Raw genomic sequence first — 23,189 nt, 5'->3', positions numbered from 1 at the left:
TTCGAGTGATCGAATCAAATTTAGTTTATGCCAAATTTTAAAATCAGCCCTACTGTGCAAGCCCCTCTGATCTTACTCATCGCGATGATCAGCATGCAAAGTAGTGGCTCATTTGCCAAATATCTTTTTGGGCAATTTCCCATTTTGACCGTATCCGCAATGCGTTTGTTGCTGGGTACTTTAATTTTGGCGCTTATTTTTAAAATCTGGCAGATCAATTTTCGACAGCTAAAATGGTCATCCATCCTCAGCTACGGTTTAGCTTTGGCAGGCATGAATATTCTATTTTACTTGTCGCTTGATCGTCTCCCGCTTGGCATTGCTGTCTCTTTTGAATTTATTGGTCCATTAAGTGTTGCACTGTTTGCAATACGTCGTAAGTTTGACCTGATCTGGGTTGGCCTTGCCATTTTAGGCCTCATTTTATTATTCCCTTTTGACCAAGCCGCACAAACCCTCGATCCAATTGGCATCGCACTTGCCTTAGGCGCAGGTGCATGTTGGGCTTTATATATTATTGCAGGCCAAAAACCTTCTGGCGTTTCAGGTAATCATACAGTTTGCCTTGGCATGTTTGTCGGCATGTGTATGCTAATGCCTATGGCCTTATTTGCAGGAATGCCCGCACATACCTTTGAACCCGTCAGCTTATTGTATTTTATAGGCTTGGCTGTATTGGCCAGTGCTTTGCCCTTTACATTAGAAATGATTGCGCTACGTAATTTAAGCGCCTTAAGTTTTGGCACGCTGATGAGTCTAGAACCTGCTGTTGCGGCTTTGTCTGGTTTTGTATTTTTGGGTGAGCATTTATTGTGGACACAATGGCTGGCGCTTGCTGTCATTATTAGCGCTTCCATTGGCTGTACCATCACAATGCAAAAACATAAAACAGCGCAAAACTAATCCAAAATTGCTGAATTCTAATTTTACCAATAAAAAACCGCGTTTGACTGAAAAGCAAAACGCGGTTCTAAACAACTCAGTTATAGCAACCTTAACTTGGTTCTACACAGAATGCGGTATCAGTTTCAACTGGATCATTACCACCATACAAAGCCACCATTAAAGTTGGCAATGCATCACGCTTAAACCCTTCTGCCCAGTTAGATCCACAATAGGTACCTTGTAGCATACGACCTTTCAAACTCAAGCTACTAATCATGCCTTCATCTAAGCCTGCAAAACCTGCATATTGGTTTGGTAAATGAATCAGCTTTTTCTCACCATACGGCACACTAAAATACAATTTATGCGTAGCTGCATTAAATTGATCCACATACACATTCATTTCAATTTCACATGGCTTACCCACCAAGAGTGGATTGCTTACATTCAATTTACCTGTGTTGTAATCATAACCAGACGTACATTGCACATAAAAACCAAGGCCTTGAGCAGCAGCCACAATTTCTTTGTCTTTTAAGGTAATTTTTACATCGGCTTTGCTATTTGAAACCGCTGCGCCCACATAACGTACCCACTGCCCAGCTTGTAAAGTAATGGCTGTTTTCGCTGACCATACTAATGAATCATTGCTTGATTTCAAGCCACTCATCACGCGTACACCTTCTTTAGGTGCATTAAACTCGATTGCTTGATAGCTTGTTCCCACTTTTGTAGTGAACTCACCACTACACTCTACGGCTGTACCATCTTCAAGCACACATTGTACTTTATTACTGGTTGCAGGAATGCCCAAATCAATCACCACGGTTTTATCATTTGGTAATTGTGAAGTCACTGAACCAATTAAAGTGCCTGTCGTATCTTTAGCTGACCAGTGAATTTGGCCTTCTGTTGGCATATTAATAATATCAACGCCATTTTCTGAAATAGACGTCGTTTTGGTCAAACCAGAACCATCTTTAAGTTCCACAAGCGCAGTAATATGACATGGCACATAGGTGCTTGCTGACTTACATTTCACATTGACTGAAGCTGGGTTTTCAAATTTAAAGTCCCAGTTCCATGTAGAGAAATGACTTACAGTTGCTTTTACTGCTAAGCCTGTCGCAGAAAGTGGCGATGCCACGACAGTACCCGGTGTACCTTCTTCAACCCATTTACCTTTAGTAATATCGAAGTACCACATTGGAATACTGGTACCCACCGTCATGGCTTGGTTATTCACACTATTCAATGGTAAATCCATTTGTATATCGGCACTTACACCCGTTTTAAGCTGTAATTTTTGCCCTGTGCTGTCGGTAAATGTTGCCGTTAGCATACCCGCACTAATTAATGTTGCAGGATTGCCTTTGGCATCAACTGCCACACCATTGGCTGGCATTGCATTTAAATCACTACTTTGAATATCCCAAGGCGTCAATTCAACCGTTACGGCGCCCGTTGCAGGCTGTCCATTTGGCAATACAAAAGCATTGGCAGGAATAGAAATTTGCGCATTCATAAAAGCAGATTGAATTACTTGTGCTTCTTCAATATTCGCAACAGTCATAGTCTGCTTAATCGGTAACAGATTCGCCGAAATCTGTGCAAGTTCATCTACTTTTACTTCTACAGACTGGCTAATAAATCCTGCTTTTTTAAAGCTGACCACAACCATTTTCGTGCTCTGTGGTAATTTCACTTTAAATTGGGCATTTCCAGAGGCATCGGTCGTAAAACTTTGACCATTGATACCAATTTCAGCACCAATCAATGCTGAACCTGTCGCAGTTTGTACCAATGCACTTACTGATTTTTCCACAATTACTTCATTGCCTGAGCCATCACCTGAGCCCGAGCCACAGCCCACCAAAGGCACAGCTAAAATACATGCGACCATCACCGCATGTGCGTGTTGTTTTAATTTCATTTATATTTCTCGGTTTTTATATAATTTCAAAAAGCAGCATATTATTGATATTATTTACATTATGTTCAATTGAACAATATTATTCACATGATATAACAAGCAAGTTCAAAGCCCATTGAGCCCACTTGCCAAATATATTTTTGCTATACTGCCCACACGTGTTCAGTCCAGTTCAGATGCAGAGTGGCTATGCCAAACGCACAACTTATTGCAGTCTTGTTCATGGTACTGTCCATGATCTCTTATCAAATTAGCGCATCTTTTGCGAAGCAATTGTTTCTGGTGCTCGATCCCCTGTCCGTCACTATTCTACGCTTGTGCTTTGCTTCTTTAATTGTCTGTTTCATGTTTCGCTCATGGCAAATTTTAAAGCGCTTATCTTTTTTAAAGTGGCATGATCTGCTGTGCTACAGCGCGGCCCTTTGCCTCATGAATGTCTTGTTTTATATGTCTTTGGGCAAGCTCCCACAAGGGATTGCTGTTGGACTCGAATTCATTGGCCCACTCGGTCTGGCACTGCTCTCTATTCAGCGACGTAGCGACTATATTTGGGTGCTCTTGGCCATGACAGGCATTGCATTGATGGTGCCTTGGGGCCAAACCTCGGGCAGTGACTTTTCAATCATTGGTGCTGCCTGCGCTTTGGGTGCTGGCTTATGCTGGGCCTTTTATATTTATTTTGGGCAAAAAGTTGTGCATCAAAATATCGGCATGCATGCTCTGACCATTGCCATCACCTTATCTGCACTTAGCCTACTGCCTATTGGCTTGTACCGTGATGCGCCTGCATTGCTAGAAACACAATACTGGGGTAAAGCGCTGGCAATTGCAGTTCTTGCGACAGCCATTCCTTATGCGCTGGATTTAAAAGCACTGAAAGTCCTCAGCAAGTTGAGTTACGGTACACTGTCTAGCTTATCTCCAGCCTTAGCTGCCTTAACTGGCCTGTTGTTACTTGGAGAAAAAATTGGAACATTGCAGTGGATCGCACTATTTTGCGTGATGATTGCTTCAGTCGGTGTAACCTTGCGCTCACAGCAAAAAGTGAACCCGTCGAGTTAAGCCTAATTCTCCATCGCAACAGTTTTCACTGATTCAAAAAAAGAGCGCATGCGCTCTTTTCATGTGTAGTCTTTTCAATCTTTATCCTGTCAGGCTGTCTTTATCTGCTTTTTTATATTTTTGATACTCAGCTAAATACTGCGTTGCCAAAGTCTCTTTTTGCTTGGCATCCAATATTTTACCCGCCTGTTGAAAGAAGCCATGCTCCTCTTCTTGCAAATGATGATGAACGGTTTCTGCCAGCTTTTTGGCAATCGCCAACCAGCCCGGATTGCTAAATTCAGTATCGGTCAACTGCTCGAGGAGTTCATCCATTTTATGGTGTTCAGCCAGCGCATGGCGGCTAATGTTTAGCCCTGAATCCGTCATCATCAGTGGAATATATAAATAGCGATCTTCCCCTACTGCATGGGCAAATAATTCATTTTTTAAACGATCAAACAGTTCACGGCGTTCGGGTGTATCGCCTGACGTATGGAGTAACTGCTCTGCAAGTTCGCGTTGTTTTTCATGACTTTGGCGTAAAGCTTCAAATATATTCATTTTGCTAATGACCTCTGATGCTGGGCTATATGTTCAATCAAAATATACAAATGTAATTGTAGTGGGCATAAAAAAAGCCAGCCCAATCAATTTCAGGCTAGCCTTTTTTCATACGCTAAATCAGTGCGCTTTTGTAAGCATTTTGTTTAGGCTTCACCCATGATCATTTGATAGCCCAAACGTACAATTAAAATACTTACCAATACCAAGAACAATATTCGAATAAACCCACTGCCATATTTCAGCGCAGCTTTTACCCCAACAATGGAACCCAAAATATTGGCCACCGCCATCATGCCACCAATAGCAAATAACACATGCCCAGTGGGTGCAAAAAAGCTGAGCGCGGCTAAATTGGTGGTTAAATTGGCAATTTTAGACAGCGCCGATGCATGCAAAAAGTCAGCTTTTAAATAACGAATAAAAAAGAAAATAAAGAAGCTGCCCGTACCCGGCCCAAAAATCCCGTCATAAAAGCCAATGGCTAAGCTACCGACCGCAGCCAAAAGTAATATTTTGGGTGTCAATTCTTGGCGAACATGGACTTGGCCAAATTGCTTTTTACAAAATGTATAAATCGCAATAATGATCAGCATGAAAAGTACAAACGGACGCAAGACTTCTTTAGGCACCATCGATACACAGGCCGCACCTGCAAACGATGCGACAAAAGCACAACTGGCGATCACCGCAAGTAATTTCCAACGTAGCTTCACTTGACGTAAAAACGTAACTGATGCCGAAGCTGTACCAAAAATAGATGAAAGCTTATTGGTACCAAAAACTGTCGCAGGTGACAGCTGTGGCATCGCATTCATAATAGCTGGAATTTGAATTAAGCCACCCCCACCGACTGCCGCATCGATTGCGCCTGCAAAGAACGCAAAAAACAGCAACGTCAGGATGATTTCAATGTCCACAAGATTGACCTTTTATTAAAACAAATGGGAGAACTACAAATTTAAAACGCGTTTGGGAACCAAACGTTTTTGCGCGGTGATTTCAGCCAAGCCTAAACATTTTTCACCATCAAACACCAAAGCTTCTGCCACAGCCTCATGCTCAATATTACTTTCCATGCCACGACTGAAATATTCTGCACGACCTTCTGGTACTTGGACTTGAACTAAGTGTGATACAGGTGCATGTGCAGGCAATAACAAGGCCTCACGCTCTTCCTCAGTCAAATTTTCCAAATACTCAATGGTATAGCTTGGAATCAGCTCGAACGGACCAGTTTTAATCCGATGTAAATATGTTAAATGCCCGTATGTGCCTAAAGCTTTTGCAATATCTTCACCCAAGACACGAATATAGGTTCCTTTTGAGCATGTCACATCTAAAGTAATACTATTCTCTGTATATGACAGTAATACGATCGCTTCAATATGTATTGGACGTGCTTCACGCTCAATCTCAATTCCTTGACGTGCCAATTCATACAAAGGACGGCCTTCCTTTTTTAAAGCCGAATACATCGGTGGGACTTGTTGAATATCCCCCTGAAACAAAGCCAAGGTAGCCAAAACTTTCGCTTCAGTCAGTTCAGGGACGGCTTGCTCTAACAATACCTCACCTTCAACATCACCTGTGGTGGTGCTATGACCTAAAAATACAGTGGTTTGATAGCGTTTTACTGAGTCTAATAAATAATGTGAAAACTTGGTGGCCTCTCCTAAACAAATCGGCAATAGACCTGAAGCTAAAGGATCAAGCGCACCTGTATGACCGCCTTTATGCGCACGGAACAACCAGCGAACACGTTGCAAAGCGCCATTCGAACTAATACCAAGTGGCTTATTTAGAAGGAATACGCCACTAATCGCACGGCGCTGAATTTTAGGAGAAGATGCTTTCATAATCACACTAAGCGAGGGAAATCCTGCGCAATGTTAACCCAATATTTACAACATTTCTGTGATTTTGTACGACTTTTATGGCATATTCTGAGCAACCAAAATGATTCTAAAACAAATACAATAGGAATAAGGTGCATTAGGATATGCAAAAAAATAAGTTATGGTTGATTGTCGTTGCTGTCATTATTGCCATCGTTGCTTTAATTTTCTGGCTTTCGCCGAACACTTCTACATCAAATGCAAGTCAACAAAATCAAGATGTCGCACTAAACCCAAATAGTGAAGCCAACACGGCATCGGCAAGCGATGCCAGTGCAGGCCCGGGCTTTATGAGTAAAAGCCAACAAGATACGCAAATTAACTGCCAGATGACCATGGACAGTTCTAACCGATTAATTGTGAATGAACAAACCCGTAACTGTTTTGAATATTTCATTACCCAATACGGCGAAAAAAGTTTGGATCAAATCAAAAAAGATTTCCAAGCTTATATGCAAAAGACCCATAAAGAACCTGCCCTTTCACAAATTTTAGATTTGTGGAAACGCTATATGGACTACCGCGAAGCGCTTGGTCAGTTACAAGCACCTAATATTGATCCAAATGATCCGAAATACTACCGTGCTATTTTTAGCAGTACCCAAAACCTACGCAAGCAGCACTTTTCAGATTATGAAATTGAGGGTTTATTTGGTACTGAAAATACTTATCATCTGTACACCCTAAACCGCTTAGATGTCATTCATGATAAAAAACTGAGTGAAACTGAAAAAGCCAAAAAACTGAAAGATTTGTTTGATGAACTTCCTGAAGACTGGAAAGAGAACCTCGAGCAAATTAATAAGCTAGAAGACTTAAGAAAACTCACTGCGGACATTAAAGCACGTGGTGGTTCAGCCGAAGAGATTCGCAATATGCGTCTCAGCTTGGTCGGCCCAGAAGCGACTCAGCGTTTAGAAACACTCGATACACAGCGCTCGGATTGGAAAAATAACGTCAATGAGTATCTAACAGCTCGTGACAGCATTATGAAAAGTGGCATGAGCGACAGTGCCAAGCAACAAGCCGTTCAACAATTACGTAGTCAACACTTCCAAAGCAAAGAAGACCAACTCCGTTTAAACACCTTCGAAACGCTACATGACCAAGGTGAAAAACTCCCATTTAGTGATTAAGCTTTTGCTTGTATCACCCATTAAAGCCCTGTGGTCTTCAACACAGGGCTTTTTTTAGTTTTAAAAACCATTTTAACGACAATAAAATTTACTTATTCTGCTACAACAACAAACCACCTATACATTGATGAAATAACATTCACTGTAATGTTCATTTTCAGTATGTTTTTTAAGCAAAAATTATGACTATAAATGTCATTCACAGACATATCATGTCCCAAAATGACATGGTTTAAACAAGTCAGCATGGAAAAATAACTGGGCATTAACATGTGTTCAATCAGCACCCGTTTGGTTTTTCCTCAAGCCCATTTGAATGATTCAAATTTGATGAAAACAGGCGTGCTGTGATTTATAAAAATAGCGATAACAACAACACAGACAAAGGAACGTGTATGCGATCTTTCAAAACAATGGCCAAGATGGCCTCTCTAGCAACATTAGCAACTTTCACAATGGGTATAACTGCAACTACACAAGCAGCGCCAAGTGTTTTACAAGTTAAAGAAACGGCAAAGTCTGACTATGCTAAAACCAAATACCCTATTCTTATGGTACATGGTTGGTTAGGTTGGTCACGTATTGGCAATGAAAGCTTTAACATGGACTATTGGTACCAAATCCTTCCAGATATGGCACGTAATGGTTCAACTGTATTTGCAGCACAATTATCACCAGCCAACACAACGGCATACCGTGGTGAACAACTGATTACTCAAGTTGAAGATGTAATGGCAATTACGGGTAAAAATAAAGTGAACTTGATTGGTCACTCGCACGGTGGTCCAACAGTACTTTATGTCTCTTCTACGCGCCCACAGTATATTGCCTCAATTACAGGTGTTGCAGGTACTTACCACGGTTCTAAAGTGGCGGATGACATTCAAAATAATAAGCTGAGCCGTACTGCATTCAATATTTTAGGTGACTATATTGTCGGCCCATTGATTGCACTGGCACAATTGAAGCCTGAGTTGGGCATTGATTTTGATGCATCAATGAAATCATTAACTCAAACTGAATCTGCAAATTTCAATGCGACAGTTGCAAAATCAGCTGTAAATGATGGTGTATTGTCTGCAACTGAAAACTGTAATAAATCTTTGAGTAATGTAGACCGTAAAGGCATTTACTACTACTCATGGACAGGCGTTGCACAAACCACCAACCTACTTGATTTAGACACAATCCTTATGCAGTTAGGGCCATTGTCTTATGGCAACAAAGACAACGACGGTATGGTGTCACGTTGTAGCGCATACATGGGTAAAGTCATTAACGACAGCTACAAACTGAACCACACCGACTTAGCAAATATGCTATTTGGTTTAACTGGTGTCTTTGCTCAAGACCCTGTTGCATTGTATCGTCAACATGCAAACCGCTTAAAACTTCAGGGTTTATAAGCATGACAATCAGGCCCCTGAAATAATTCAGGGGCTTTTTTTTGTCTGTTTTTTACGTTGTTAATAATTGTTACAACTCTCTAAAACGATCATCCAGCATCGTTTGCAAATCATTGTTACGACTGCTTTTATATTCATGACAAATTGAATTGTCAGATTTATAAAACTAAAAAACCATGCAGGATGATCACAATATGAAATTTAAAATTTTATCCGCGAGTCTCATTTCTTTACTTTGCATCAACAGTGCAATGGCGACTCAGGCCACTCAAGTGACTGAAAGTAAAGTCAGCTCTAGCTATGCCAAAACAAAATATCCTATTGTTTTTAACCATGGGATGGGCGGTTTTATTAGTATTGGTACTGACACTTTAGGAATGGATTATTTCTATCAAATTTTGCCTGATTTAGCGCGTAATGGTGCCAATGTCTGGGCAACACGAGTATCCCCTTTTAACTCAACGGAAGTTCGCGGTGAACAGCTTTTACAGCAAGTCCTTGAAATTCGTGCTTTAACTGGTGCATCAAAAGTCAATTTGCTCGGTCATTCACACGGTGGCCCAACAATTCGCTATGTCGCTGGGGTACGTCCTGACGTCGTGGCATCACTGACCAGTATTGCTGGCCCACATCAGGGCTCTCCAGTGGCGGACCTGATTTTAAAAGCAGAAGGTACTCCAATTGAAGGGCCATTGGTTGGCGCAGTGAATTTTGTTTCCAAAGCCATTACTTGGGCACAAGGTTTAGACCCAAATAGCTATCCACATGATGCTTTAGCTGGAGGAAGTAGTTTAACCTTAGCAGGCTCAGCCAAATTTAATGCCCAATTCCCGCTTGGCCTACCTAAAACTGCATGTGGTGATGGTAATAGTGTAGAAAAAGGCATCTACAACTATTCATTTACAGGTGTAGGTCAAGTCACCAATGTTTTAGATTTAGACTCTGCACTCAAAGTTACTGCATTGCTCATTGATGGCGGAAAAGACAATGATGGCTTAGTGTCTAAATGTAGCGCAAAGTTTGGTAAAACCATTCGTGATAATTACAATTGGAACCATCTAGATGAAGTTAACCAAGTACTCGGCTTAAAAGCTTTATTCGCACCAGATCCTGTTGATGTTTATCGCCAACATGCCAACCGCTTAAAACTTCAGGGTTTATAAAGACTTATATTTTAAGCAATCCGCAAGCCCAACCCTCATGTTGGGCTTCTTTATTTTATTTACATTTCACTTTTGCATTCTGTCGACTAGATCACATTATTAATTGTTTTTCAGCCTATACTGTTTTTGACATGATGTATTGTCAACACGCCATAAGCACCATGCTTACTGAGTGTGTAACAACATCCTCTGTCAGATCAAAACAAAAATAAAGGATGTGACATGAACCAGAAAATCAAAGGAAGTCTGCTATGCCTTACTTTATGCACTAGTATTGCATATAGCCCAACCTATGCAGCTTCAGCTACGCAACAAACCAGCGCTAAAACCCAGATCAGCAACTATGCTCAAACCAAATATCCAATGGTCTTTGCACATGGTTTATTTGGTTTCGGTAGTGTTATTGGCGTCGACTATTTCTATCAAATTTTACCCGACCTTGCGCGTAATGGTGGCAATGTCTGGTCTACATCTGTTTCACCCATGAATTCAAGCGAGATCCGTGGGGAACAATTACTCCAGCAGGTTGATGAAATTATTGCTCTAACAGGCCAGCCCAAAGTGAACTTAATTGGTCACTCACATGGAGGGCAATCTATACGCTATGTTGCAGGCGTTGCACCCAATAAAGTTGCCTCACTGACCACCATTGCCTCCCCCAATCAAGGCGCCAAAATTGCAGATCTGGTGTTAAATATTGAAAACACGCCATTAGAATATCCAGTCCGTGCCGTGTTCGATAGTTTAGTCTCGCCTGTGATTACATTTGCACAAGGTCTTAACCCAACTGAATTCCCCCATGACTCAAAAGCCGCCCTCAAAAGCTTAAGTATTGCTGGCTCAGCCGCCTTTAATCAACGCTTCCCTGCTGGTGTTCCTACAGCATATTGTGCTGAAGGCGCATACAGCACAGCTGGCATTTATAATTACTCCTTTATGGGAAATAACGCACTCAATACCGTATTAGACCCATCCGATTATATTGCCGCTACAGCTTCACTGTTAATTAATAACGGTGGCGACAATGATGGTGTCGTAGCACGCTGTGATGCACGCTTTGGTAAAGTGATCCGAGATACCTATAAATGGAATCATTTTGACGAAATCAACCACGTGTTGGGCTTAAAGAGTATTTTCGCACCGAGCGCAGTCGATATTTACCGTCAACATGCCAATCGCTTAAAACTGCAAGGTTTATAACAAGAATGGGGGCAATGTCGTGGCTAACATATTTAAACAAATAGCTCAGCCACACATATAATTTTTGCACCTCTATCCATGCAGCAAAAATTCAGCCCCGCCTACCACCCAACTGAACGCATCATTGAAAACAAAAAAAGTTAAAAAAGGAATCCGTCCATGAATGGAAAAATAGTCTGTACCCTTCTCTTGAGTTGCTTAAGTTTAAATGCTGCACATGCAACTGCAGGCATACAACAAGCTCCGCCCACAACAAAAATTGATCATTATGCAGAAACCAAATATCCGATTTTGCTGGTACATGGTATGTTCGGCTTTAACCGCTTAGGCGGTGCAACTTTTGGGCTCGATTATTGGTATCAAGTCTTACCAGACCTCGCACGTCACAATGCCACAATTTATGCCTCTCAAATATCACCACTCGAGTCGATCGAAGTTCGTGGTGAACAACTCTTAGACCAAGTGGAAGAGGTTATTGCCATTACAGGAAAACCTAAAGTGAACTTAATCGGTCATAGTCATGGTGGCCCAACTGCACGTTATATTGCAGGTGTACGACCTGATTTAGTGGCTTCCGTGACCTCCATTGCAGGAACTAATAATGGCTCTCCTGTAGCAGATTTAGTGCAAAGTGTCCCTATTCTAAATGGGACTTTAGGCATTGTAATGGATGCACTCATGACACCTGTCATTAATTGGGCACAGCAGTCAAACTTACCTTCTAATTTTAAAGCTTCAATTTATAGTATGGCTAAACAAGGTGTCGCTGAATTTAATGCCAAGTTCCCACTGGGCATGCCAACGACGGCCTGCAGTGATGGAGCTAGCCTCGCCAACGGTATTCGCTTTTATTCTTGGACGGGCGTTTCGAATACCACCAATTTACTTGACCCAGACACAATTTTTACAGCCTTGGGTCCAATTGCCTTTAGTGGCCAACCCAATGATGGCTTAGTCAGTCGTTGTAGTAGTAAATTAGGCCTGACCGTTCGTGATGACTATAAATGGAACCATTTCGATGAAGTCAATCAAGTGCTCGGCTTAAAAGGGTTATTTGCACCAGACCCCGTTGCGGTATTTAGACAACACGCGAATCGCTTAAAATTACAAGGCTTATAAAATATTGAAATAAAAAATGCGCCAGATGGCGCATTTTTTTCACTCGTATAAAACTTAAAATTAAGCTTTAACTTTACGAGCTGGTAATTTTTCGCGAATACGCGCAGCTTTACCAGACAATTCACGTAGGTAGTAAAGTTTAGCACGACGAACATCACCACGACGTTTCACTTCGATACCAGCAACGATTGGAGAGTGAGTTTGGAAAACACGCTCAACACCAACACCGCTAGAAATTTTACGTACTGTGAACGCAGAGTTCAAACCACGGTTTTTCTTAGCAATTACAACACCTTCAAATGCCTGAAGACGTTCACGCTCACCTTCTTTTACTTTTACTTGAACAACTACAGTGTCACCTGGAGCAAAAGCTGGAATATCTTGTTTAAGTTGTGCGTTTTCAATTGCTTGAATTAAAGGATGCTTACCGCTCATGGGGTATCTCCAATTTGTGTGGGCCAGAAGAGGTCTGAGATCCACTGGGGCTAGAGGCTAAAGCGCATAGACCCGATTGACTTTCCCTTTATACTTGACCGCTTCAAAATATAAAGAGCCTAATAATAAGATTTAAAAAATTTTAAATCTTGGAATCTTTCAGCCATTTTTTTTGCTGCTTACTCAACTCTACTTTTTCAACCAATTCTGGCCGACGTTCAAGTGTCCGTTGATAACGCTGCAAAAAGCGCCATTTTTCAATATTTGCATGATGCCCAGATTTTAAAACTTCAGGCACATTCAAACCTTCAAAATGATCTGGCTTGGTATATTGTGGGCAATCTAAAAGACCATCCACAAAAGAGTCTTGTACGTGTGATTGCTCATCAGACATTGCACCCGGAAGTCTCCGAATAATACTGTCCAATAAAACCATCGCAGGGAGTTCACCGCCAGATAAAACGTAATCCCCTATGGACCATTCCTGATCAACATATTTTTGGATCAAACGCTCATCGACTCCTTCATAACGACCGCAGAGCACAATCAGTCCGTCATATTCGACAAAGTCTTGTACTGCTGGTTCATTTAAGGTTTGCCCTTGTGGTGACATATACACCACAGGAACACGAACTGCACCCGCTTGCGTTGCAAGCTCTTTAGCACGGTGGATTGCTTTTGCCAAAGGCTCAGCCATCATCACCATACCTGGGCCACCACCAAATGGACGTTCATCCACTCGTTTGTAATTGCCCTCAGCAAATTCACGAGGATTAATACAATGGACTTGTACTATCTCTTTCTTTGCTGCGCGCCCGCTAATACCGTAGGCTGTAATCGCTTCAAACATTTCAGGAAAAAGCGTTATGACTGCAAAAAACATCGCAGACTCCTCTATTTTCCTGCTGCGTCAATCCTTTAAGGATTAATAATCTACGCCCCAATTCACGTAGATACGACCAGCTTCGAGATCAACTCGCTGTACCACATCTTTATGCCATGGAATCATACGCTCTTCGCTATCGATACTGTCAGCAGTAGCGCGAACTACCATCACGTCGTTAGCACCTGTTTCAAACAATTCGTGGATTTGACCAAGATTCACTTCTTGCTCTTCTTCATTTAGACCTAACACTGTTAAGCCTTTTAAATCAGACCAATAATACTCGTCCACGCCTGCTTGAGGCAGTTGCGATTTAGAAATCCAAACATTTGCGCCGACCAAGTTGTCTGCTGCAGTGCGGTCCAAGACCCCTTTCAGCGCAACAACTAAGCCTTTGCCATGTGGTTTCCAGCGTTTTACATCTGCTGTTTGCCAACCCGCTTTGGTTTCAATGTACCAAGGCAGGTAGTCAAAGATGTTGCTCATAGGTTCTGTATTGGAATAGACCCAGAGCCACCCATTTAATCCATAAGCTGAACGTAGCTGTCCAATCTGAATACGATCTTCTGGAACATTCTGTGTTGGTGTCATGGGCAAGCTACTACCGTATTAAACAGCAGCTGCAGCTTTTTTAGCTTGAGCAGCTAAAGAAGCAACACGGTCAGACGGTTGAGCGCCTTGAGATACCCAATGAGCAAAACGGTCAGCATCTAAACGAAGTTTTTCTGCTTTACCTTGAGCTGTAGGGTTGAAGAAACCGATACGTTCGATGAAACGACCGTCACGTGCATTACGGCTATCAGTCACAATGATTTGATAGAACGGACGTTTTTTAGCACCACCGCGTGCAAGACGAATAACTACCATGATACAACCTTATAGTTTTTACGGATTATCCCTGTACCGACCATCGATACACTTCAAACCCCTTTCATAGAGGGCGATATTTTACGCTAAAATCATATAAAGGGAAAGGTTAATATTCACTTATCCACAGTTTTGAATTTGGTTCAATTGTTATGGTGATTGTTTCGTCCAACTCGTTGAGGAGTTAGGATCACACCACATTACATCAGAACTACTCCAACACCGCATATCAGCTTGGTTTAAACCTAAATAACCATTCCCCAATTGCCCACCTACAGGTCGAGCAGACAATCTCCATGTATTGGCTGTCACTGCATTTAAAGTGATGATATAAGTTGCTTGTTGATTTGGTGCAAAGCTGTATTCACCACTTGCATTTACGGTATACCCCAGATTGGCAAGGGTTACCGCCGTACCATTCGGTGTAAAAGAGTAATTTGCCATTTTAAATCGTTGCAATTGCCCCGCAATATTAACCAATTCAGTTTGGACTTCAACACGCTTCGTTTTTTGCCCTGCATTTTTATATGACGGATAAGCAATGGCCGCAATAATCCCTAAAATTGCAATCACAACGATTAATTCAACAAGTGTTAAACCTTTCTGCTTCAAGGCAACTTCCATGTCTCTTCCCCCGTACCACACGCAGTGAATGTTACATTCGCATACGTTTTATTTTTACAACTTGCACCACTACTATTGATTAAATAACTATATAGCTTACCGTCTGTAGCCAATGCTCGAATAACCCAATTCCGCCCTAGTGGTGGAGTGGTTGCATTCAATTTTTTCGTTGGATCATCACCATCCATTACTTCTATTTTGTATTTAGCCGTAGTTGCTGTTGCACCATAAGGCAAATACAACGGATCAGGAGAGAGTACATAGCCTAAATAATTAAACTGCCTTGATTTTTGATGCTCTAAATCTTTGACAATTTTTTGAATTTCCTGCTGCACATTACTTTCTTGCGACTTGCGCACAAAAACTTGATAACTTGGCAATGCAATTGCAGCGACGATTCCAACAATCATCACTACAATCATCATTTCCAGAAGTGTAAAACCTTTCCAATGTCTCATCATTTACACTTCATCCTAGTTCTTTTCATACCAACTTTGTGGGATTAGCTGATTACTTGCTCTGTAGATTGTACCTGTAATTTTATTACTTGATGGTAAAACGCCTAAAGATGCGATAACGCGGCGAGATGTTGGATCAGAACCTGGTCCCATTGTAATACCTAATAGTCCTTTACCTAATTCCAAGGTATTACCAGTCACATTATCTGTATTTTGACATTGACCATACGGCATACAGAAACGGTGCGCACGACTCGTACCATAAATACCAGCCCCACAACTTGCCGTTGAATCAGTGCCCTCTGCATTAAATGTACTTACATATAAATCATTATCAATTGCAATTAAATCACCTTGAACTTTTTCAATTGCTTTACGCCCTGTACTTGAGGTAAACGCGTAATACCAGCCTTTGTAGTTCGAAGTCTCTTTATTAGCAGCCAAATTTGCAGGGGCAGTCTGTCCTGATGTAATTGCATTTAATTCACGATTACTATTGGTAATCGCAAAAAGATTAGTTCGCGTAGGACTTGTTCCCAGTGTTGCTGTAGCAGGGGTCTTTGTCGTAACTACAGTGTCATAAATATTATATATAGCATCATCTGTTAAAGTCGTATTTAATGCTGTTGTTTCACCGTTTACAATATACGCACCGTTCACTTGCTTACCTAATAGTGGCGTACTTCTATTCCCTGAACCAATACTGATTACTGCAAATAGACCACCAGTTCCTTGATACACTGTAAAAGCAGGCATTTCATAGAAGCGTGGGCTTACACCACCATCTACATGACCATTATAGATTCGTGTGATTTGAGATGCATAATTAGCTACAGTATCTGTAGCACCATGTGTGCTATTTAAATCTACACGGAAAACCTGACCACCTAAATCGCCAAAATAAAGATGATCTACATCGCCATCACCATCGCGGTCAACCCCTTTAATTTGACTTACGACACTGTATTTTAGGTAATCACCATCTCCAATGAGTGTTGTTCCTGCTGTTGCAGGTGTTTTTACAGCATCATAAGTCGACCATAAAAACTCACCTGTGTTGGCATCAAACATATAAACGCCAGCACCCATGCCGTTTGTCTGATTATAGTTAAAGGTTTCATAACCAGGATCATATCCACCACCAACAAACATCACTAAACGGCGTTTGCCTTTCCATTGCACATTAGCAATGGTCGGTTTTGACCAGCTTTGCCCCATTTTTGCTAAGTTTGCATAACGTGCCGTTTCAGCTGTACTTGATGGAGTTGCGAAACCATCGACACTACTATTCACTGGGTTAATGCGGAACTTAACAGTAGGTGAGTCCATATTGGTCAAATCTAACGCATAATAACTCCGCCCCCCCATCCGCAGTCCGCCATACACCCATTGTTTACCAAACTTTGTAGCAGAGTCGTAAACCTTAAACGTTTCATCTGCCGTGTTATATACATATTCAGTATGAGCTGTCCAAGCACCATCAACACCATAGTACAAATGATTCATACCATTTGAACTAGTATTAGTTGCATCTACCGTTTGCGGTGGATCTAAAAATGCTTTTCCTTGGGTTGCCAGCATTTCTTGCGGCACAAATGCAAAGACTTCTTGCCCTGCAGTGTTTCCAACAGTCGTTATCTCATCTGACTTCCCAGCTTTTACAACATGCAACACGCCCTGCGTTGTACCAAATAAGATATAGTCATCCCTATTGGTTGTATCCATATATGCATCTCGTGCGGCCACAGCAGCAGTTGTTGCTGTTGCTGCTTGAGCCGCTTGGGCTGCCACATAAGAAACTTTACCTGCTTGAGTAAGTAATACAGGCGTTGAATGCATTACAGCGCCAATTTGACGTAGTTCACTGGTTGTTTGAGGCAGTTGACTTAGATCAAAGTTAGAAGTTAACCCTTGTACTTGAGCAGCCGTAATGTCATAACCAAGCAAACCTAAGTAATAGCCACGGTTAGTTGGATCGGCTTTAATATAGTCTTCATTAACAGCAGTTAATGTTGTGCCATTACTGGTAAATACTTTACGGTTTAAGCTTGAACCCGTTTTTTGAAGATTTAAACGACTTAGCAGGCCACCTAATGCTTTTAAGCTTTGCTGATTAGCCGTCAACGTCGTATTTGTAGCATAATTTGGCGTCCATAAATCTTCATTAGCCGTATTTAAAACACTAGCACTACTAAATAAAGCGGTATTATTTTTATCTTTTAAGATACCACCAGAAACATTATATTTTTTTAGATTACCCGTCCAAGCACGAAAGTCTTCAGAAGGTTTTGGTTGAAATTGTGGGAAATATGCATAAGGCTGAATAACTGAGGTATTCAAAACATCTTGCGGAATAGCAGATGTACCTGTAGTAATCGCTGGGATTGGAATTTTAATAGAATTTACAAAGTTGGTCACACTATTAACAATATCATTGGTATTAGATGCACTATACCAACCGCCTTTACCAGCAACAGCAGCTTTTGCTGCAGCAAGTGTATTTCCTGAGAAAGATTGACTTAATGTATCATCAGTATAAGTTGTCGTTGGATTATAAATTACACTCTGACCATTTGAATTTGAAAAGTTAAAAGCTGTACCAAAACCTACAACTGCTGTTTTAATCTCTACATTGCTATTATTTTTTTTCTGTTGAGAGTTTGCAGCCATAGATTGCACACATGACCACGAATCTGAATCTCCGCCCGTACACTGCGTATCAGTTAAAGCAAACGTATTACGCACTTTCGCATTGTATGTAGTTTTAGCTGATGATGGGTTATCTCCGGACGGATCACCATCCGTTAGATAATACACACCGTACCCAGCACAAGCAGTTTCAGTATTAGGGCTTGATATATGATCAAATAATCCTGATATACCTGTAGCATACGCACGCGCAATAGGCGTACCACCTGTAGCACTCCAAGTTTTTATTTCATTCAATAATGCCCCTCTATTTTCAGAATTCAACACCAGTGGGTTTGACTTAATTTCAGGAGTAGAATTTCGAAATGTTGTAAGACCAATTGATGATGTTGGCGGTAAAGGAGTATTTTCTGTAGCAAGTTTCCCACCATCGACAGAAGAATTTCCAGCAATTAAATCAAATAAGCTCCGCTTTAACATTGTTACACGGTCAGGGCAACTATAGGCTTGCTGAAGCTGTGAAACCCAAACTTTCTTCAACTCCCATCCAACCCATTTCCACTCCCAACCTCCGAAATCACGACTCTCTTTCAAACAGTTCTTCGCTTCAACTTGTGAAGTAATTTGAGCTCGCCTAGTAGTACTTAATCCACCAAACGTGCTCTCATTGATATAACAATATGAACCATTAAAGTCATAATTCACTCCCCCTAAAACACTACGAACAACTAAGCTCTCACTGGTACAACTTGTATTTGTTCCAAAAAAATCTCGTTGCACCGACTTATCTATTGACTGTGACATAGATCCAGATAAATCCAGCACAAACATTAATGTCGCACCACCATTTGTCGGCGCTTTATAAATCTCAATATCACTGGCATAAGTCGTTGCTGTTTGACACAACATTGCAGTTGAGAGAGCAGTTAAACCTGTTACTAAACCTTGTTTATATTTTTTGGTTTTCATTTTCATGTCCTCATTATTTGCTTAATGTCTGCGTCAAAGCATAATTGGCAACTTGTGTATGGGTAGGTACACCTAAATTTGATAAGCAACTTGAAACTGTGACTTTTGACAATTGTAAGTTTGCTTTTGTAGCCTCATTAGTGGCTTTATCTGCTGCTGATGTTGCTGGGTCATTAATCTTGCCATTAGCAGTCGCAATATCAACATCCAATTCACCTTGCTTAGTACTTGGGATGCTATTAAAACGTGAATTAAAACATGCATTAATTTTGCTATTTAAGTCGGTAGAACTTAATGTTGAGGCACTTAAGTTTGGAAAAATCGACGTTGCATAAATTGTATACATCTGAGCAGGATCTTTTTTTGAAGACTCAGGATCAGTTCCCTTTTGCATATATTGGAAATCTACTGCATCCTTTGTATCCATGGCTTTTACAGCAATCTGCGTAATTACAGCACTACGACCCGAGGTAAAAAAACCGCTTTCAACCTTACAAAAACCACCACTACTCAAACCATCATTTTTAATAGATGTGCCATTCCAACTAATTAGACTTGAATTTGTAAGACTAAAAAAATTGGTATTACCAGATTTAAAACAAAATACTAATTCTTTACCAACATTATCTTCACCCTTGATATAACCAAACATTCCGTTTAAGGCCATATTTCTCATTAACTGGTCAGGATCTTCAATTTTAAATAATGCAGCATCTGAGTTTTGCAAAAGCAACTGTTGCGCTTGGCTCAATGTTGAAACCTTTAGTGATAAAACACTAGAGCGAATAGCCAAACTTCCAATGACAGTAATTGCAACAAGTAAAACCAAGACGATAATAAGCGTCGCACCCCGTTGATTTCTTATCATGAGCGACTCCCTAAAGCATTTCTTAACGCAACAGTTTGCATAATCGGTGTTCTAACATAACGATTCGGAAAGGTTGTTTTTTGAGTTATAGTCTGCCCAAACATTGAAAACTCTTGCGAAGTTGATACTGCTCGCTCAACGCTTGTATCTTGTGCTCTTGCAATCACACCTAACTGTACGGCAAGAATACGAGGTTTAGTTGTCGTAAGTGCATTATAATCAAGCACCGTCATATACTTCTTTCCACTTGTATCCTGTACTAGGAAGCGGACACGAAATAAATCAACACGCTTCATAATAATTTCACCACTACCATACAAACCCGCTGTATTTGAAGACTCTAACGCTGTTGCTACAGTTAGTCCTGATGAGTACCGACTTGATGCACAAGCCAATGCTGACTTTTCAGCATCTGTACCACTACCATTCGTATCAGTGCGTACAAAATAACGTTCTAAAATATAAATATTGGTACTATCAATTACTTTCCCTTCGCAATCATAACCACCTATTTCAGTAGGTCGATATTGAATGACCAATTGATCATTCACTGCATCTTCAAAACTTGCAGGAGTTGTTGTAGCATTTTTTATACGCATATTACTGGTGTTAGTACTAATATTTGCCGTTACAAATTTGCTATTAAAATTAGTATTCAAGACTAATTTATTACTAACATTCGCTGAACTAAAAACAATACCAGAGAAGTTAGAAGTATTACTCAAGCTGGCTGAAGGGCTATTTAAATTAGCTTTGCGAATATTTTTTGCAATGTAGTTCAAGCCAAAGTTCTGGTCATCTTGTAAATCTGTCGTATTTTTTTGCATCGCAACGTTACGTTGACCACTTAGAAATAGTAAAAGTGCAGCAGCAACGATAATCAGCCCAAGAACAATCGAAATCATTAACTCAACGAGTGTGAAACCGGTTTGCTTTTTCATTTAGTAAACCTCCATCATTACACACGTTGAATTTGCTCTATATGCATTTCCATTCACACAGGAATTCGCATTAGAACTACTATTTGTAGGCAAAGTACTTCCCCAAGCAACAAATAAACATTGTCGCCCTGTTGTATTAGGACAAGCAGACATCCCCAACGTCATGCCATACTGCATCGCATATGTTGATATTTCAGCCACATCAAAATCAGCAAGTTGAGCTTCATTGCAAGCTGAAGATGCACAGTCTGGAGTCGTACTAGCACGCGATTGCGTACCTGCGAGTTCTGTTAAATAAGTGTTTGTTGTACCATCCCAAGCAGTACGATTCACTCTCACGCGCTCAGCAAGATCTCGTGCAATATTAATTGCTTGAATACGCTGAGTACCTTCTACCGTTGCCTCCATTGCCCGGACCTGCAACATCACATAACCCAAGACACCAATAGCTAAAATAATGAGCGCCACCAAAACTTCAACCATACCAACACCCTTTTGTGATGATCTTGCGCTCATGGACAACTCCCATCTTCAATTTTTTCAATTTGACCAAATTTAGTTAATGTTATTTTTTTAGAACTTGTCGGATTAGTCGTTGAAGCACCTGAAGTTTTACATAATTCAACAACTGAAAATGTACTCACAAGTACGCCATTTCCATCAAATTTAAGCTCATCATTCGCTGGAGTCTTTAAAGCAACCTTACCTTCTTGCATCCAATTTAAAATCGTCGGTGCATTATTGGCAGAAGACGCTAACTTTAAAGTAATTTGTCTTTTCTCCAAAATTGCCTTAGTTCTTGCTGCTTTAATCTCTTGAGTCAATGTATTTGTACTTTTCTTCAAATTTTGATTTAAGACCATAGAATTAAAAGAAGGTACTGCCATTGTTGCAATTATTGCTAATATTGCAATCGTGACCATTAGTTCTATAAGAGTAAATCCCTTACTTTTATACATGCACACCCCAAAGACTCAAAAACCAATACCCTATTACAAATCATAGCGTGTTCACGTACAAATCAATTACAAATAGGGATAAAAGGTATAAAAAAACAGATAATTGCTAAAAAGCAATTATCTGTCAAATATTTAAAAATATCAGAATGTTAAATAATTAACACTTTAAGCTTGTGTTACAGGAATACGTAACTCTTTCGGTAAACTAAAGGTAATATTTTCTTCCCGACCAGCCAATTCCTGCGGCGCTTTTGCCCCCCAATCCTGTAATCGTTGAATCACTTGCTTAATTAAAATTTCAGGCGCAGATGCACCAGCAGTCACCCCAATTTTTGAATTTTCTTCAAACCAATCTTTTTGCAATTGCTCTGCATTATCGACCAAATAAGCATGCTTACCCATACGTTCAGCAAGCTCACGCAAGCGATTCGAATTTGACGAATTTGGTGAACCTACCACCAATACCACATCACATTGTGTCGCTAAATCGCGCACTGCATCTTGACGGTTCTGAGTTGCATAGCAAATGTCATCTTTACGTGGACCCTGAATTTGTGGGAATTTTTCACGTAAAGCATCAATCACTTTTGCAGTATCATCAATTGATAAAGTCGTTTGCGTTACAAAAGCCACATGTGATGGATCTTTAATTTCTAAAGCGCCAACATCTTCTTCATCTTCAACTAAATAAATAGAACCACCTTGTTTGGTGTCATATTGCCCCATAGTCCCTTCAACTTCTGGATGCCCTTCATGACCAATTAAAATGGCTTCGACACCCTCTCGAGCATACTTGGTGACTTCAATATGTACTTTGGTCACTAAAGGACATGTCGCATCAAAGACTTTTAGACCACGGCGCTCAGCTTCCTGTTGCACCGCTTTTGAGACACCATGTGCGCTAAAAATCACAATATTGTCATCAGGAACTTCATCCAGCTCATCAACAAAAATGGCGCCACGCTGACGAAGATCATCCACCACAAATTTGTTATGTACCACTTCATGGCGCACATAAATGGGCGGGTTAAAGCATTCTAAAGCCCGATTGACAATCGCAATGGCACGGTCAACACCAGCACAAAAACCGCGTGGATTGGCTAAAACAATTTCCATAGAATCCTCAATGCCCATTCAATAATTTGGATATTCAACTGAAATAAATGTAAACAATAGATGTCTAACTCTTTA

At 40.7% G+C, this 23,189-nt stretch carries 23 protein-coding genes; 7 read left to right on the top strand and 16 right to left on the bottom strand.

Translation table 11 applies throughout. The features are described from left to right. Positions 1 to 27 precede the first annotated feature (27 nt). Positions 28 to 903 carry an EamA family transporter gene (locus C9E88_RS01965; RefSeq protein WP_106983977.1) on the top strand — a complete coding sequence of 292 codons (876 nt, stop codon included), beginning with the start codon at positions 28 to 30 and terminating at the stop codon, positions 901 to 903. A 91-nt stretch (positions 904 to 994) separates the two neighbouring features. Here C9E88_RS01965 and C9E88_RS01960 read toward each other — a convergent pair whose 3' ends face one another. Next, entirely contained in the window at positions 995 to 2,818 is a 1,824-nt protein-coding gene (locus C9E88_RS01960) for an astroprincin family protein (protein WP_106983976.1), read from the bottom strand. Positions 2,819 to 3,007: 189 nt separating this feature from the next. Between C9E88_RS01960 and C9E88_RS01955 the strand changes: the two genes are divergently transcribed. Further along, positions 3,008 to 3,880, top strand: coding sequence for an EamA family transporter (locus C9E88_RS01955; protein ID WP_106983975.1), 873 nt, complete (start codon positions 3,008 to 3,010; stop codon positions 3,878 to 3,880). Positions 3,881 to 3,961: 81 nt separating this feature from the next. Here the strand turns inward: C9E88_RS01955 and C9E88_RS01950 are convergent, their stop codons facing one another. The 3 genes from C9E88_RS01950 to truB form a co-directional block, all read right to left on the bottom strand. Beyond that, on the bottom strand, positions 3,962 to 4,423 hold the full coding sequence (locus tag C9E88_RS01950; RefSeq protein WP_106983974.1) for a hemerythrin domain-containing protein: 462 nt from the start codon (positions 4,421 to 4,423) through the stop codon (positions 3,962 to 3,964). Between the two features lie 146 nt (positions 4,424 to 4,569). Further along, positions 4,570 to 5,343 (bottom strand): sulfite exporter TauE/SafE family protein, encoded by a 774-nt coding sequence (locus C9E88_RS01945; protein WP_106983973.1) that lies wholly within the window; start codon positions 5,341 to 5,343, stop codon positions 4,570 to 4,572. Between the two features lie 33 nt (positions 5,344 to 5,376). Then, complete coding sequence (truB, locus tag C9E88_RS01940; protein WP_106983972.1) at positions 5,377 to 6,282, bottom strand: tRNA pseudouridine(55) synthase TruB; 906 nt, start codon at positions 6,280 to 6,282, stop codon at positions 5,377 to 5,379. Between the two features lie 143 nt (positions 6,283 to 6,425). Here truB and C9E88_RS01935 point away from each other — a divergent pair, with 143 nt between their 5' ends. The 5 genes from C9E88_RS01935 to C9E88_RS01915 all read left to right on the top strand — a co-directional run bounded on the left by C9E88_RS01935 (position 6,426) and on the right by C9E88_RS01915 (position 12,345). Beyond that, positions 6,426 to 7,457, top strand: coding sequence for a lipase secretion chaperone (locus C9E88_RS01935; protein ID WP_106983971.1), 1,032 nt, complete (start codon positions 6,426 to 6,428; stop codon positions 7,455 to 7,457). A 422-nt stretch (positions 7,458 to 7,879) separates the two neighbouring features. Continuing rightward, complete coding sequence (locus tag C9E88_RS01930; RefSeq protein ID WP_410160832.1) at positions 7,880 to 8,863, top strand: esterase/lipase family protein; 984 nt, start codon at positions 7,880 to 7,882, stop codon at positions 8,861 to 8,863. A 194-nt stretch (positions 8,864 to 9,057) separates the two neighbouring features. Beyond that, on the top strand, positions 9,058 to 10,026 hold the full coding sequence (locus tag C9E88_RS01925; protein WP_106983969.1) for an esterase/lipase family protein: 969 nt from the start codon (positions 9,058 to 9,060) through the stop codon (positions 10,024 to 10,026). A gap of 234 nt (positions 10,027 to 10,260) precedes the next feature. After that, positions 10,261 to 11,226, top strand: a complete 966-nt coding sequence (locus tag C9E88_RS01920) for a lipase family alpha/beta hydrolase (protein ID WP_227865911.1) — start codon at positions 10,261 to 10,263, stop codon at positions 11,224 to 11,226. A 159-nt stretch (positions 11,227 to 11,385) separates the two neighbouring features. Beyond that, entirely contained in the window at positions 11,386 to 12,345 is a 960-nt protein-coding gene (locus C9E88_RS01915; protein ID WP_106983967.1) for an esterase/lipase family protein, read from the top strand. Between the two features lie 60 nt (positions 12,346 to 12,405). On the opposite strand, the gene rplS is transcribed toward C9E88_RS01915, so the two are convergent. The 12 genes from rplS to ispH all read right to left on the bottom strand — a co-directional run bounded on the left by rplS (position 12,406) and on the right by ispH (position 23,114). Next, on the bottom strand, positions 12,406 to 12,780 hold the full coding sequence (rplS, locus tag C9E88_RS01910) for a 50S ribosomal protein L19 (RefSeq protein ID WP_106983966.1): 375 nt from the start codon (positions 12,778 to 12,780) through the stop codon (positions 12,406 to 12,408). A 142-nt stretch (positions 12,781 to 12,922) separates the two neighbouring features. Next, positions 12,923 to 13,663: a tRNA (guanosine(37)-N1)-methyltransferase TrmD gene (gene trmD / locus C9E88_RS01905; RefSeq protein ID WP_106983965.1), complete on the bottom strand. Its 741-nt coding sequence runs from the start codon at positions 13,661 to 13,663 to the stop codon at positions 12,923 to 12,925. Positions 13,664 to 13,705: 42 nt separating this feature from the next. Further along, positions 13,706 to 14,254 carry a ribosome maturation factor RimM gene (gene rimM, locus C9E88_RS01900; protein WP_106983964.1) on the bottom strand — a complete coding sequence of 183 codons (549 nt, stop codon included), beginning with the start codon at positions 14,252 to 14,254 and terminating at the stop codon, positions 13,706 to 13,708. Positions 14,255 to 14,272: 18 nt separating this feature from the next. Then, positions 14,273 to 14,530 (bottom strand): 30S ribosomal protein S16, encoded by a 258-nt coding sequence (gene rpsP, locus C9E88_RS01895; protein WP_005013161.1) that lies wholly within the window; start codon positions 14,528 to 14,530, stop codon positions 14,273 to 14,275. Positions 14,531 to 14,680: 150 nt separating this feature from the next. Then, positions 14,681 to 15,154, bottom strand: a complete 474-nt coding sequence (locus C9E88_RS01890) for a type IV pilin protein (protein WP_106984100.1) — start codon at positions 15,152 to 15,154, stop codon at positions 14,681 to 14,683. Further along, positions 15,139 to 15,615: a type IV pilin protein gene (locus tag C9E88_RS01885; protein ID WP_106983963.1), complete on the bottom strand. Its 477-nt coding sequence runs from the start codon at positions 15,613 to 15,615 to the stop codon at positions 15,139 to 15,141. Before C9E88_RS01885 ends, C9E88_RS01890 begins: the two co-directional genes overlap by 16 nt. Before the next feature lie 12 nt (positions 15,616 to 15,627). Continuing rightward, the gene (locus C9E88_RS01880; RefSeq protein ID WP_162368823.1) at positions 15,628 to 19,230 is read right to left on the bottom strand and encodes a pilus assembly protein; all 3,603 of its coding nucleotides are present in this window, start codon (positions 19,228 to 19,230) and stop codon (positions 15,628 to 15,630) included. A gap of 13 nt (positions 19,231 to 19,243) precedes the next feature. Continuing rightward, the gene (locus C9E88_RS01875; RefSeq protein ID WP_106983961.1) at positions 19,244 to 20,098 is read right to left on the bottom strand and encodes a pilus assembly PilX family protein; all 855 of its coding nucleotides are present in this window, start codon (positions 20,096 to 20,098) and stop codon (positions 19,244 to 19,246) included. Beyond that, on the bottom strand, positions 20,095 to 21,039 hold the full coding sequence (locus tag C9E88_RS01870; protein ID WP_106984099.1) for a PilW family protein: 945 nt from the start codon (positions 21,037 to 21,039) through the stop codon (positions 20,095 to 20,097). Before C9E88_RS01870 ends, C9E88_RS01875 begins: the two co-directional genes overlap by 4 nt. After that, the gene (gene pilV, locus C9E88_RS01865) at positions 21,040 to 21,555 is read right to left on the bottom strand and encodes a type IV pilus modification protein PilV (RefSeq protein WP_106983960.1); all 516 of its coding nucleotides are present in this window, start codon (positions 21,553 to 21,555) and stop codon (positions 21,040 to 21,042) included. Continuing rightward, complete coding sequence (locus tag C9E88_RS01860) at positions 21,552 to 21,998, bottom strand: pilus assembly FimT family protein (protein ID WP_106983959.1); 447 nt, start codon at positions 21,996 to 21,998, stop codon at positions 21,552 to 21,554. The genes pilV and C9E88_RS01860 overlap by 4 nt, the downstream gene beginning before the upstream one ends. A gap of 165 nt (positions 21,999 to 22,163) precedes the next feature. After that, positions 22,164 to 23,114, bottom strand: coding sequence for a 4-hydroxy-3-methylbut-2-enyl diphosphate reductase (gene ispH, locus C9E88_RS01855; RefSeq protein ID WP_106983958.1), 951 nt, complete (start codon positions 23,112 to 23,114; stop codon positions 22,164 to 22,166). Positions 23,115 to 23,189: the final 75 nt, after the last annotated feature.

The sequence above is a fragment of the Acinetobacter cumulans genome, from assembly GCF_003024525.3.
Classification (GTDB): Bacteria; Pseudomonadota; Gammaproteobacteria; order Pseudomonadales; family Moraxellaceae; genus Acinetobacter; species Acinetobacter cumulans.
This window is presented reverse-complemented; position numbering and strand designations above follow the sequence as displayed.